This window comes from Streptomyces triculaminicus, from assembly GCF_017349075.1.
Lineage (GTDB): Bacteria > Actinomycetota > Actinomycetes > Streptomycetales > Streptomycetaceae > Streptomyces > Streptomyces triculaminicus.
Window position 1 is genome coordinate 1178180 of record NZ_JAFMOF010000002.1, and the last position, 13079, is coordinate 1191258.

At 72.1% G+C, this 13079-nt stretch carries 10 protein-coding genes; 6 read left to right on the forward strand and 4 right to left on the reverse strand.

Going from position 1 to position 13079, the window contains the following annotated elements; all coding sequences use genetic code 11:
- Positions 1 to 75 precede the first annotated feature (75 nt).
- Positions 76 to 822, forward strand: a complete 747-nt coding sequence (locus J1792_RS15390; RefSeq protein WP_086567511.1) for a lysophospholipid acyltransferase family protein — start codon at positions 76 to 78, stop codon at positions 820 to 822.
- Between the two features lie 63 nt (positions 823 to 885).
- Here the strand turns inward: J1792_RS15390 and lepB are convergent, their stop codons facing one another.
- The 3 genes from lepB to J1792_RS15405 all read right to left on the reverse strand — a co-directional run bounded on the left by lepB (position 886) and on the right by J1792_RS15405 (position 2921).
- Complete coding sequence (gene lepB / locus J1792_RS15395) at positions 886 to 1740, reverse strand: signal peptidase I (RefSeq protein WP_086567509.1); 855 nt, start codon at positions 1738 to 1740, stop codon at positions 886 to 888.
- A gap of 209 nt (positions 1741 to 1949) precedes the next feature.
- Complete coding sequence (locus J1792_RS15400; RefSeq protein WP_143587586.1) at positions 1950 to 2537, reverse strand: hypothetical protein; 588 nt, start codon at positions 2535 to 2537, stop codon at positions 1950 to 1952.
- 69 nt (positions 2538 to 2606) lie between these two features.
- Positions 2607 to 2921 (reverse strand): DUF937 domain-containing protein, encoded by a 315-nt coding sequence (locus J1792_RS15405; protein ID WP_086567506.1) that lies wholly within the window; start codon positions 2919 to 2921, stop codon positions 2607 to 2609.
- Positions 2922 to 3135: 214 nt separating this feature from the next.
- Between J1792_RS15405 and J1792_RS15410 the strand changes: the two genes are divergently transcribed.
- Entirely contained in the window at positions 3136 to 4317 is a 1182-nt protein-coding gene (locus J1792_RS15410) for a L,D-transpeptidase family protein (protein ID WP_242705127.1), read from the forward strand.
- A 417-nt stretch (positions 4318 to 4734) separates the two neighbouring features.
- A complete protein-coding gene (locus J1792_RS15415) occupies positions 4735 to 6222 on the forward strand; it encodes an amino acid permease (RefSeq protein WP_086567503.1) in 1488 nt (495 codons plus the stop codon).
- Positions 6223 to 6399: 177 nt separating this feature from the next.
- Here the strand turns inward: J1792_RS15415 and J1792_RS15420 are convergent, their stop codons facing one another.
- Entirely contained in the window at positions 6400 to 7515 is a 1116-nt protein-coding gene (locus tag J1792_RS15420; protein WP_207247485.1) for an alpha/beta hydrolase family protein, read from the reverse strand.
- Between the two features lie 285 nt (positions 7516 to 7800).
- Here J1792_RS15420 and J1792_RS15425 point away from each other — a divergent pair, with 285 nt between their 5' ends.
- The 3 genes from J1792_RS15425 (at position 7801) to J1792_RS15435 (ending at position 13063) form a co-directional block, all read left to right on the forward strand.
- Entirely contained in the window at positions 7801 to 8862 is a 1062-nt protein-coding gene (locus J1792_RS15425; RefSeq protein WP_207247486.1) for an enoyl-CoA hydratase/isomerase family protein, read from the forward strand.
- Between the two features lie 172 nt (positions 8863 to 9034).
- Complete coding sequence (locus tag J1792_RS15430) at positions 9035 to 11269, forward strand: HelD family protein (RefSeq protein ID WP_242645926.1); 2235 nt, start codon at positions 9035 to 9037, stop codon at positions 11267 to 11269.
- A gap of 198 nt (positions 11270 to 11467) precedes the next feature.
- Positions 11468 to 13063: a sigma-70 family RNA polymerase sigma factor gene (locus tag J1792_RS15435; RefSeq protein ID WP_307842996.1), complete on the forward strand. Its 1596-nt coding sequence runs from the start codon at positions 11468 to 11470 to the stop codon at positions 13061 to 13063.
- Positions 13064 to 13079: the final 16 nt, after the last annotated feature.

A 13079-nucleotide genomic window follows, 5' to 3' on the forward strand; every position in this document is an offset into this window, starting at 1 on the left:
CCCCATGATCCCGCCCTCCGGCTAGCGTGCCTCGGCGCGGGGGTCAGGTCGCTCGGACAAGGGGCTTGTCGAACAATGTTCTACTACTTCTTCAAGAACATCGTGCTCATACCGCTGTTGCGGTGGGTCTTCCGGCCGAAGGTCGAGGGCATGGAGCACCTGCCGACGTCCGGGGCCGCCATCATCGCGGGCAACCACCTGTCGTTCTCCGACCACTTCATGATGCCGGTGATGGTCAAGCGCCGGATCACCTTCCTCGCCAAGATGGAGTACTTCACCGGTACGGGCCTGAAGGGCCGGCTCACGGCGGCGTTCTTCCGCGGCATCGGCGGGATCCCGGTGGACCGCTCGGGCAAGGAGGCGGCGCAGGCGGCGGTCGACACGGCGCTGGGCGTCCTGGAGCGGGGCGAGCTGCTCGGCATCTACCCGGAGGGGACGCGCTCGCACGACGGGCGGCTGTACAAGGGCAAGGTCGGCGTCGCCGCCATGGCGCTCAGGTCGGGGGCCCCGGTCATTCCCTGCGCCATGATCGGCACCTTCGAGGCGCAGCCGACCGGACGGCGGCTGCCGCGCCTGGTGCCCATCACCATCCGCTTCGGCGAGCCGCTCGACTTCTCCCGCTACGCGGGGATGGAGGACCAGCGTGCGGTGCTGCGCGCGGTCACCGACGAGATCATGTACGCGATCCTCAAGCTCTCGCGGCAGGAGTACGTCGACACCTACGCCACCGAGGCCCGGGCGGCGCTGCGCCTTGCGCCCCCGCCCGCCGGTCATGACGTCGCCGCGCCGGCCCGGCCGACCGGCCGGTCCGCCGCGGCCTGACCGTACGTCATCCCGCTTCCGTCCTGGGCACGCCGCCGGCGCGCCCAGGACGTGCGGGAGTTCCTACCGGCGGCGCCGGCGCCAGAGCACCGCGGGCACGGCCGCGGTGAGGGCCAGCGCCCCCGGTGCCACGGTCGCCGCGGCGCTCAGGCCCCGCTGGTCGAAGGTGTCCGGAACGGGCAGCGTGTCCCAGCGATTGAGCGGCCAGGCGATCACCACGGCACGCCCGACGACGTCGTCGACGGGCACGAAGCCCTGGCCCGGACTGTCCTGGTGGTAGCGGGAGTCGGCCGAGTCCTGCCGGTGGTCGCCCATCACCCAGATCTTGCCCTTGGGCACGGTCACCTTGAACTGGCCGCCCCGGCCGTTCTGCTCCTCGGTGCTGCAGGGGGTGTTCCCGGCGAAGACGTAGGGCTCGTCGAGCGCCTTGCCGTTGACCTTCAGCGGGCCGGTGCCCACACACTCCACCGTGTCGCCGGCGACTCCGACGACCCGCTTGATGAGGTCCTTCTCGTCGGCGGACGGCATGAGCCCGACGAAGCTGAGGGCCTTCTGCAGGGCGTTCGGCTCGGCCGTCGGCTCGTCCCGCAGCCAGTTGTCGGGGTCGCGGAAGACGACGACCTCGCCCCGCTCGGGCTCGGAGCCGAACCACGGCGTCAGCTTGTCGACCAGAACGCGATCGCCTATCTGCAGCGTGTTCTGCATCGAGTTCGACGGGATGGAGAACGCCTGCAGCAGGAACGTCTTGATGAGCAGCGCCAGCAGCAGGGCGATGCCGATGAGGAAGGGGAACTCCTTCCAGAAGGAGCGCTGCTGCCTTGCCTGCCTCCGGCCTCGCGTGCCGTCCGTCCGATCCCCGTCGTCCGGCGGGCTGCCGCCCCCGGCGACGGGATCGTCGGTCTGTGCTGGATTCCCCACGTGCTACTCCTCAGTCTGTGCTGCGGCCCGCCCCCGTCCGCGGCGCAGGCCCACCACTTACTCAACGAGCGGGAGTTCCGGGCCGCACGAGCCGGCGCCGGCCGGCCCGGGGAAATTGTCGCCGATGCCGGTACGCCCGCGATCATCGGGGGCTCCGCAGGAGCACCGTACGACCCCGCGAGGCCGCCGCCGTACGCCCTTACCGGCCGTCAGCCGGTGGCCGTCTCCCACAGGATCCCGGCGAACGTCGCGACGACGGCGACGGCCACCGCGCCGGCGCCGCCGCGGAGGAGCAGGGGCCGCCACAGGCTCGGCCGGCCCAGTGCCGTGCGCTGAGAGGAGAGGCAGGCCGTCATGCCCGCCGGAGCGATCAGCACCGTGATCGCGAACCACCACCACGCGTAGACCACGGGCGCGCCGACATGCCCGCCGAACACCGCCGCCCCCAGCCCCGTGGCGCCCACGGCCGCGGCGGACGTCACGGCGGACGTGGCCGGGGTCCACCACAGGGCGTCGCCGCCCCACCGGCGGCCCACCCGGTGGGCGAGGGTGACGGTGGGCATGACGAGCGCGAGGGTGACGACCGAGCACACCACCGTCAGCAACGCCGTCAGGATCGGCACGCCGAACACGAGGAAGAAGGCGGGGCTGTCGGCCTCCGGGTCGGGATCGGGACGGGTGAGGCCCCAGCCGAACAGAGCGGCTCCCACGATCCAGATCTCGACAAGCTGCGCTGCCGTCGAGGTGGCGATCGCCGACCACGTCCACACCCTGCGGCCTGCGGTTTTCGTGTTCACGCCCCCATGATCCGCTCTGCTTCGAAGCGGTGGACCGCGGGGGTCGGGTTTCCGTGACCGGCGGCGGAATCAGCCCTTCCGGCGTTTGGCGAGGGTGGTGGCGATGACGGGGAGCAGCAGCTCGAGGGCCCGGCTGACGGTCGCGACGGGGATCCCGGTCCGCGCGGCGACGGACTCGGCCACGGGAGCGGAGATCCGGGCCAGGACTCCGGACATCAGCCCGCCGCCGGGCCGCTCGCCGAAGTCGGCGGGAAGCGCGGAGACGGTGGCCGCCACGACCTGCCTCGCCCCCTCGGAGTCGGTGCCGAGCTCCCCGGCGAGTTCCTGGATCCGGTCCTCGCCCAGCTCCTCGAGGACGTCATCGCGCAGCGCGTCATCTCCCATGCGCCCGACATTACGCGGAGGCGACCGCCGGCGTACGGAACGTAGCGCGGCACACCGCCGGGCCGCGCTGAACAAATGTTTCTTTCTTCGTGCAACCGTACAAGCTTGTCGATCATCTCTAGGAGTGTGGTGGGGGGTGCCGTCGACCGCAGGTAGGACGGCAAAGCAGGGCCCGCCGCGTCACTTTCGTCGCTGTAGAGAAAGGTCGACTCACGTGCACGTCGCAACGGGCCGTCGCTCCGTCCTGTTGGCATCCGCGCTCATGGGCTCCCTGGCGCTCTCCGCCTGTTCGTCGGGCTCCGGCGGTTCGGGCTCCGACGCCTCGGCCGAGGTCCGCGTCAGCGTCACTCCGGGCGGCGGCCAGGACGTCGCGCTCGGCGCGCCGATATCGGTGAAGGCCGACGGCGGCCGCCTGACGGGGGTGGAGGTCAAGGACGACAAGGGGCAGAAGGTCGAGGGGCGGATGGCCGGTGACGGCGCCACCTGGACCTCGGAGAGCAAGGTCGGCCCCAAGACCACCTACACCGTGCGCACCACCGCGAAGGGCGGCAAGGACGGCAAGGGCAAGGAGTCCTCCGCCACGACCACCTTCACCACCAAGTCGGCGCCGAGCGTCAACAAGCTCACCAACACGCCGGGCAACGGGGAGACCGTCGGTACGGGCATGCCGGTGTCCATCCTCTTCGACCACCCCGTCGACAAGAGCAAGCGCGCCGAGATCGAGAAGTCCCTGACGGTCACCACGCAGCCGAAGGTGGAGGGCGCCTGGGGCTGGGTGAAGGACTGGTCGGGGCAGGACCGCGTCGACTGGCGGCCCAAGACCTACTGGCCGTCGGGGACCAAGGTCGCCGTGAAGGGGAACCTGACGGGCGTCGACTCCGGCGAGGGCGGCTGGTTCGCCCGGAACTACGACTTCGGCTTCACCATAGGCGCCGACCACAAGGCCGTCATCGACGTCCCCTCGCACACCCTGACCATGTACGAGGACGGCAAGCCGGTCGGCACCATCAAGGGCTCCGCGGGCTCGCCCGTCGACCCCACGCGGGGCGGCATCCACACCGTCCGCAGCAAGAACGCCGCCGAGACGATGGACTCCGCGACCATCGGCCACGGCAACGAGTGGATGCTCGACTCCAAGTGGGTCACCCACCTCACCGCCTCCGGCACGTTCCTGCACTCCGCGCCGTGGAACAACTCGGTCGGCGTGGAGAACAACAGCCACGGCTGCTTCGGCATGACCACCTCCGACGCCAAGAGGGCCTACGACTTCCTGTCCATCGGCTCCACCGTCGAGGTCAAGAACACCACCAGCACCAAGGTGACCGACGTCGGCAACGGTCTCGAGGTCTGGCAGGAGAACTGGGAGCAGTGGCAGAAGCGCAGCGCGCTGAAGTAACCCGGCTTCCTTCGTCCGCGGGAGAGCGACCTGCTCTCCCGCGGATTTTTTATTCCAAAAATAGGTGCCCCCGACATTCACTCCCCACGGTTATGGAGGTGTCACGGACGGCGATGCCCGCTGTTATCGCCGCCACATAGCGGGGTCGGTTGTCTTTTCGTTACACAGCATTCCTCGGGCCGCTCGTTTCCTGGGTTCCGGCGCGGCTAGCGTATGTAATTCATAAAATCAACTCTCCGTAAACTCTTGACGGCGTACAGGCGCGCCTCACACCATTCACCTCATGGACTGGATCGGGCCACGGTGTCCGATAGTCGATGACCACCGGTCCACACCTTCCGAACAACCTCGGGCTCCGGCGTCGCCAGCCGGTATCCGGGCATGCTGTTCCCCCCTCCAGTGAAGGCGAAGACATATATGAGTGACCGCACCCTCACTGCGGCCGACCCCCAGCCCGGCGTTGCCGCGCCGGCGACGACGTCCCCACACGTCGACGCCGGTGACGCGGGCTACAGCAAGGACCTCAAGTCCCGCCACGTGAACATGATCGCGATCGGCGGTGCCATCGGTACCGGTCTGTTCCTCGGCGCCGGTGGCCGTCTCCACAACGCCGGCCCGTCCCTCTTCATCGCGTACGCGGTCTGTGGGCTCTTCGCCTTCTTCGTCGTCCGTGCGCTCGGCGAGCTGGTGCTCTACCGTCCCTCCTCCGGTGCGTTCGTCTCGTACGCCCGTGAGTTCATGGGGGAGAAGGGCGCCTACACCGCCGGCTGGCTCTACTTCCTGAACTGGGCCACGACCGGCATCGCGGACATCACGGCCGTCGCCACCTATACCCACTACTGGAGCATGTTCAGCGACATCCCGCAGTGGGTGCTCGCCCTGATCGCTCTCGCCGTCGTCCTCACTGTGAACCTGATCTCGGTGAAGTACTTCGGTGAGATGGAGTTCTGGTTCGCGATCATCAAGGTCGCCGCCATCTCCATCTTCATGGTCGTCGGCATCTTCCTGCTGGCCAGCCAGCACAAGGTCGGTACCACCACCCCGGGTCTGGACAACATCCTCGACCACGGTGGCATCTTCCCGACCGGTGTCGTGCCGATGCTGATGGTCATCCAGGGTGTCGTCTTCGCCTACGCCTCCGTCGAGCTGTGCGGCGTCGCCGCGGGTGAGACCGAGAACCCCGAGAAGATCATGCCGAAGGCGATCAACTCGATCATGTGGCGTGTGGGCCTCTTCTACGTCGGCTCGGTCATCCTGCTGGCGCTGCTGCTGCCGTACACCTCCTACATCGTCGGCGAGAGCCCGTTCGTCACCGTCCTGGGGAAGATCGGCGTGCCGTACATGGCCGGCGTGATGAACCTCGTCGTCCTGACCGCGGCGCTGTCCAGCCTGAACTCGGGTCTGTACTCCACCGGCCGCATCCTGCGCTCGATGGCCATGTCCGGCTCCGCGCCGAAGTTCACCGGCCTGATGAACAAGGGCCAGGTGCCCTACGGCGGCATCCTGCTCACCGCGTTCTTCTGTGTCCTCGGTGTCGGTCTGAACTTCGTGGTCCCGGCGGACGCCTTCGAGATCGTCCTGAACTTCGCGGCGATCGGCATCATCGGCACCTGGGGCATGATCATGGTCTGCTCCCTGCTGTTCTGGAAGCGCTCGCAGGACGGACGGGTCACCCGCCCCGGCTACAAGCTGCCCTGGGCCCCGTACACCCAGATCGTCACCCTGGTCTTCCTGGCCGGTGTCCTGGGCATCATGGCCTCCGACGAGGGCGCCAGCCGCACCACCGTCATGTGCCTGCCCATCATCGTGGCGGCCCTGGTCGGCGGCTGGTTCCTGGTGCGCGGTCGCGTCGCCCGGGTCCAGCGCGAGGCCGAGCTCGAGCGGGCCGGTGCCGAGCAGTCGTAACCCCCATATCGGCTGACCGGAACCGGTCGTAAACGGAGGCGTCCCCCACGGCATCGGCCGTGGGGGACGCCTCCGGCGTTGTGCCGCCGGAACCCCCGTGTGTCCCGGTGACACCGCGGTGCGAGGAGCGCGGCGTCCCCCGGACGTCCGGACCCGGACGTCCCGCCGCGCGTCCTCCTAGGGGAGGAAGGTCACCTCCGGGTAGGCCGCGGACGGCCCGTCGAGCAGCGGGCCGCGCGCGCCCCGCAGGTGCCGGTCGAAGAAGGCGCTCACATAGGCCCGGGTCAGGGCGGTCGCCCGGTCCTGCTTGAGCGTGCCGAAGGCGAAGGGGAGGGACTCCGGCGGGATGCGGTCCCCGAGGCCGAACCGGTCGACGAGCCACGGCGCGTCGGTGAAGGTCATGTGCCCGCCGTCGGGGACGTCGAGCCAGCGCTTCCAGCCGGTGAGCCGGTCCCAGGTGTGCTCCCAGTTCGCCCGGGGCTCGGGCATCTTCCCCCGCTGGGCGCCGAGCAGCAGCACCGGGCGCGCGAGGCCCTCGGCGGGCGGCTCGGTGAGGAAATTGCCGTCCATGTTGACCGCCGCCTTCACCCGCGGGTCCTCGCGCATGACCTCGACCGCGCTCGCCCCGCCGATCGAGTGCCCGGCCACGCCGACGCGCTTGCGGTCGATCACCAGGCCGCTGCCGGGGGCCGTCAGCCGGTCGAGCACGAAGCTGATGTCCTTCGCCCGGTTCGGCACGACGGGAAGGTCCGGCCTGTCGCAGATCAGGCAGTCCTCGATGCGGCCGCCGGGGAACTCCACCGGCGCCTCGTAGGTGTGGTCGACCGCGGCCACGGCGTAGCCGCGGGAGGCCAGGTCCTCGCCCAGACCGGTCAGCGTGGCGCGGCTCATCCCGAAGCCGGGGGAGAGGACGACTAGCGGTCGCTTCCCCGGCGCGGGCAGCGCGTTGACGAGGCCGTGCGTGCGGACGCCGGCGACGGCCTCGGTGCCCAGGACCTTCTTCGCCAGCTCCTTCGAGACGTACGGCGCCCGCACGCCGTGCCGCACCGCCGCCGGATACCAGAGGGAGACCATCAGCTCGCGGTGGCCCGCGGCCGGCTTCCACGGGTCGGGCCGGGAGGAGTCGACCAGGTGCAGGGTCCGGGTGCCGATCGGCGCTCGTGTCGCCGGCGCCGGCAGCTCGGCCGGGGCGGGCGCGGGACGCGCCGCCGCGGCCGCCGGTATCTGCGGCGCGGCGAGGGCCGTCAGGAGTGCGGCGACGGTGAAGGACCGCCGTGACGTCGTGCTCATCATGATCGACACGCTAGGCGGCCCGCGCCGCACCCGGCATCCGACTCAGGACGGAGAGCGGCCGCCCCGGCTCCTCCGCCCGGAGGAGCGCGGCGGTGTGACATGACGTCAGAGGGCGGCCCGGGGGCCCTGTGCGGGCGGTGGCCGCCTGAGCGACGATGGCCTCAAGAAGATCGTCCCCGATCGACGGGTCCACCGGACCCCGGAAGGAACGAACGAGAACATGCGCCTCGATGTCGCCCTCGGGCCGGCGGGACCACACGCCCTGCGAGGACCGGGAGCCCCGCGATGACCGACGACTCCGTACTGGTACGCACCGAAGGGCGCGCCGGACACCTCACCCTCAACCGCCCCAGGGCCCTCAACGCCCTCGACCACGCCATGGTGCGCCGCATCGACGAGGCGCTCACCGCCTGGGAGCACGACGACGCGGTCACGACCGTGGTGATCAGCGGCGCCGGCGAGCGCGGGCTGTGCGCGGGCGGCGACATCCGCTCGATCCACGACGACGTCCGCTCCGGCGGGGGAGCGGCGTCGGCGGCGTTCTGGCGCGACGAGTACCGGCTCAACGCCCGCATCGCCCGCTACCCCAAGCCCTACGTCGCGATCATGGACGGCATCGTGATGGGCGGCGGCGTCGGCGTCTCGGCCCACGGCGACGTCCGCGTCGTCACCGAACGGTCCCGCGTGGCCATGCCCGAGACCGGCATCGGCTTCGTACCGGACGTCGGCGGCACCTACCTGCTGGCCCGGGCCCCCGGCGAGCTCGGCACCCACCTGGCGCTCACCGGCGCCGCGGTGGGCGCGGCGGACGCCCTGCTGTGCGGGCTCGCCGACCACTTCGTCCCGGCGGACGCGGTGCCGGCCCTCGTCGCGGACCTCGCCCACGAGGGGGCCGCGGACGTCCTGCCCCGCCATGCCCGTCCGGCGCCGGACGGTGAACTCGCCGGCCACCGCGAATGGATCGACGCCTGCTACGCGGCCGGAACCGTCGAGGAGATCGTGGAACGGCTCCTCGACCACGGCACGCCCGACGCCAAGGAGGCCGCCACCACGATCCTCGCGAAGTCCCCGACCGCGCTCAAGGTCACGCTCGCCGCGCTGCGCCGGGCCCGGGGCCCTCTCTCGCTGGAGCGCGTGCTGGAGCAGGAATACCGCGTGTCGTGCGCGGCCCTTTCCACGCCCGATCTGGTGGAGGGCATCCGCGCGCAGGTCATCGACAAGGACCGCAGCCCGCGATGGTCCCCCGCCACCCTCGCCGAGGTCACGGACGAGGCCGTGGCCCGCTTCTTCGCCCCGTCCGGCGAAGGGGAACCCTCCCTCGTCGCCCCGGAGTTCACGAACGGCTGAGCGCATCACGGCCGCCCCGCGCGCCCCGTCATAGCCCCGTCACAAGAAAGAAACACCCCGGCCGTATTGACGGCCGGGGTATTTCTCTGCGTATATTGGGGGTTTCCATGCCTAACTGAAATCAGAGCATGGAGAAGCTTTATGAGGCCATCATATCCGGGCGGGAGTCGAATTGTCAAACGAGGAATTGCGACACGAGCAGGAATTCATCGATCTGCTCCATGATCGCCTCACCGAGCTGCGCGCCTCGGCCGAGGACTCGGTCCGGGCCGCCCTCGTGCCGACGGGCACCACCCACCAGGCGCGGCTCGAACGCGACGTCCTGGTCGCCGAACAGTCCGGCCTGCTGGCCGCCTTCAACGCGGGGGAGCGCGGCCTGTGCTTCGGCCGGCTCGCCTTCCGCGACGGCCGCGACCACCACATCGGCCGCATCGGCATCCGCCGCGACGACGCGGACCGCACCCCGCTGGTCATCGACTGGCGGGCCGAGGTAGCGCGCCCGTTCTACCTCGCCACCGGGCACACCCCCATGGGGTTGCGCCGCAGGCGCCACATCACCACCGAGAACCACCGAGTCACCGCGCTGCACGACGAGATCCTGGACCTCACCGACGCCGAACGCACCGGCCACGAGGGCACCGACGCCGACGCCGTGCTCTTCGCCGCGCTCGACTCGGCCCGTACCGGCCGCATGCACGACATCGTGCAGACCATCCAGGCCGAACAGGACCGCATCATCCGCGCCCCCCACCACGGCGTCCTCGTCGTCGAGGGCGGCCCGGGCACCGGAAAGACCGTCGTCGCCCTGCACCGCGCCGCCTACCTGCTCTACGCTCACCGCGAGCAGCTGGCCCGCCGCGCCGTGCTGATCGTCGGGCCCAACCCGGCGTTCCTCGGCTACATCGCCGAGGTCCTGCCCTCGCTCGGCGAGACGGGCGTCCTGCTCGCCACGCCCGGCGAACTCTTCCCCGGCGTGACGGCCGACGGCACCGACACCCCCCGCGCCGCCGAGGTCAAGGGCTCCGCCGCCATGGCCGACGCCCTGGCCGCGTTCGTCCGCGACCGGCAGACCCTGCCCGACCCGGTCACCGTCATCGACCACGAGGACGGCGAACTGCTGCTGGACGCCGGCCTGGCCGACGAGGCCCGCCGCCACGCGCGCGCCACCCGGCTGCCCCACAACCTCGCCCGCCCCTACTTCGCCTTCCACGTCATCGACGCCCTCACCGCCCAGCTGGCCGACCGGCTCGGCGCCGACCCCTACGGCGGACCCAACTTCCTCGGCCCCGACGACATCGCCCAGCTCGGCAAGGGCGTCGCCGCCAGCCCCGGCGTGCACGCCGCGATCGACGAACTGTGGCCCCTGCTCACCCCGCAGCAACTGGTCGCCGACTTCCTCGCCGACCCCGTCCACCTGCCCGGCGCCGACGCGGACGCCGTCCGCCGCGGCGACGGCGCCTGGACGCCCGCCGACGTGCCGCTCCTCGACGAGGCCGCCGAACTCCTCGGCGAGGACGACTCGGCGGCCCGCGCGGCCGCCGAGGCCGAGCGGCAGGAACGCATCGCCTACGCGCAGGGCGTCCTCAACCTCTCCTACGGCTCCCGCACCCAGGAGTTCGAGGACCGGGAGGACGAGGACTCGGAGGTGCTCGCCGCCCACGACCTCGTCGACGCCGAACGGCTCGCCGAACGCCACGAGGAGGCCGACCACCGCAGCGCCGCCGAACGCGCGGCCGCCGACCGCACCTGGGCGTTCGGCCACGTCATCGTGGACGAGGCGCAGGAGCTGTCCGCGATGATGTGGCGGCTGCTGATGCGCCGCTGCCCCTCCCGCTCGATGACCCTGGTCGGCGACCCGGCGCAGACCGCCGAGCCGGGCGGGTGCGGCGCGTGGGAGACGATCCTCGCCCCGTACGTCGGCGACCGCTGGCGGCACGTCAGGCTGGGCGTCAACTACCGCACCCCGCAGGAGATCATGGAGGTCGCGGCAAACGTGGCCCGGTCCGCGGACCCCTCGTTCGCACCGCCGGAGTCGATCCGCTCCACGGGCGTACGGCCCTGGGCGCACCGCACCGGCGACCTTCCCGGCGCCGTCGCCGAGGCCGTGGCCCGCGAGACGCGGGAGGAGGGCCGGCTGGCGGTGATCGCCGCACGGGAGCACCACGCGGCCCTGGCCGCCGCCCTCCCGGCCGCCTCCACCGGCCCGTCCCCCGACCTGACCAGCCCGGTGGTGCTGCTCGACCCCCGGCAGGCCAAGGGCCTGGAGTTCGACACGGTGATCGTGGCGGAGCCGGGGGACTTCGGGGTGAGCGACCTCTACGTCGCGCTCACCCGGGCCACCCAGCGGCTGGGCGTGACGTACACCGGCCCGCTGCCGGCGGGCCTTCGGATGCCGGCCGCCTCCTGACCGCCCACCGGGTGCCCGTACCGGCCCGCCGCGCTCCGGCGGGCCGGGCATGGCTCGGCCGCCGGCGGCCACCCGGACGGGCCGGGCCGGAACGAAAAATCGATCGGATCGCAGCTTTTTTGTTATGCGTCCGTACTCCCCAGGTCTCCCAAGTGCCGGGACGCCACAGCGGCGCGGCGGGAACGAGGAGGGCGGAGCGTGACGGGAACGAACGTGGCCGACATGGTCGAGGCGGCACAGGCAGGGGAGACTGCCGCGCGCGAGGAGCTCGTCGCGGCCTGCCTCCCGTTGGTCTACAACATCGTCGGGCGCGCGCTGAACGGGCACGCGGACGTCGACGACGTCGTGCAGGAGACCATGATCCGGATGGTCAGCGGCCTGGACGGGCTGCGCGATCCGGGCCGCTTCCGTTCGTGGCTCGTGGCGATCACCGTCAACCAGATACGCCGGCACTGGCGGAGCGAGCGTCAGGAGGCGCCCGTGACCGGGCTGCAGGACGCGGGCGACGTCCACGACCCCGACGCGGACTTCGTGGGCCTGACCATCGTGCGGCTGAGCCTGGAGGGCGAGCGCAGAGAGGCGGCGGAGGCCACGCGCTGGCTGGACGACGACGAGCGGGCGGTGCTGTCGCTGTGGTGGCTGGAGGCCACCGGCGAACTGACCCGCGCCGAGGTCGCCGCCGCGTTGGAACTGTCGCCCCAGCACACCGCCGTACGCGTCCAGCGCATCAAGGGCCAGCTGGAGACCGCGCGCGCCGTCGTGCGGGTCCTGTCCGCCGCCCCGCGCTGCCCGGAGCTGGCAGGAGTCCTCGGCCCGTGGGACGGCGTGCCCTCCCCGCTGTGGCGCAAGCGCATCGCCCGGCACACGCGCGGCTGCGCCGAGTGCGGCGGCCACCGGTCCGCTCTGGTGCCTGCCGAGGGATTGCTCGCCGGCCTCGGCCTGGTGCCCGTCGCCGCGGCTCTGGCCGACCGGGTCGCCGAGGCGCTGCCCGCCGCTCCCGTGGCGGGCGCCGCGCCCCTGGGGCCGGACGGCGCGGAGGATACCGGCGGGGGCGCGGACGACGCCCCCGGGCAGGACGGCACCGCCGGCGGTCCGCGCAGGGTCGCCCGGCCCGCCCTGGCCGTCGCCGCGCTCGCCGTCGTCGCCGGCGGTGTGCTCGGCGGCTGCGAGTACTTCTCCGCCTCCCCGGAGCAGGCCGCCCCGACGGAGCTGAGCGCCCCCGGCCGTGACGTTCCGTCCGCCGTGCCCCTCGCGACCGTTGCCCCGGAGGCGTCCGAGCGCGCCGGCGAGGCCCCGCCCGCCGACCGTTCCTCGCCCGGCGGCCGTCGCCCCGTGGAGCCGGCCGCCCGCACCACCGCGCCGGTGACCCCGCCGACGACGCCGGCCCCCGCTCCCGCCCGTACGGCGTCCCGCCGCCCGGCGCCCCCGCCGGGCCCGCGCAAGGACGCCCCGCGCCCGCGGGGCCCGCGCGAGGACCTCGAGCGGGAGGTCGTACGCCTGGTCAACGCGGAGCGCGCCCGGGCCGGTTGCTGCCCGCTGCGGCAGGACGCCGAGCTGGCGGCCACCGCGCGGGAGCGCTCCGCCGGGGCGGCCCGCACGGCCGGCGGCCGGTGGACCTTCTCCGGCGTGACCACGGTCGGCGGCCGGCCCGACGCGGCCGCGGTCGTGTCCGTCTGGATGAAGACGCCGGGCCGGCGCGAGGCCGTCCTCGACTGCTCGCGCACCCGCATGGGCGTCGGGGTCACCGCCGACGCCGGTGCCCGCCGCTGGAACCAGGCCTTCGCCACCCGCTGAAGCGCCCCCACCGCCC

Coding starts and splice junctions, on each gene's coding strand:
- J1792_RS15390 (WP_086567511.1), top strand. CDS start 76: ATGTTCTACTACTTCTTCAAGAACATCGTGCTCATACCGCTGTTGCGG.
- J1792_RS15405 (WP_086567506.1), bottom strand. CDS start 2,921: ATGGGAGATGACGCGCTGCGCGATGACGTCCTCGAGGAGCTGGGCGAG.
- J1792_RS15415 (WP_086567503.1), top strand. CDS start 4,735: ATGAGTGACCGCACCCTCACTGCGGCCGACCCCCAGCCCGGCGTTGCC.
- J1792_RS15425 (WP_207247486.1), top strand. CDS start 7,801: ATGACCGACGACTCCGTACTGGTACGCACCGAAGGGCGCGCCGGACAC.
- J1792_RS15420 (WP_207247485.1), bottom strand. CDS start 7,515: ATGATGAGCACGACGTCACGGCGGTCCTTCACCGTCGCCGCACTCCTG.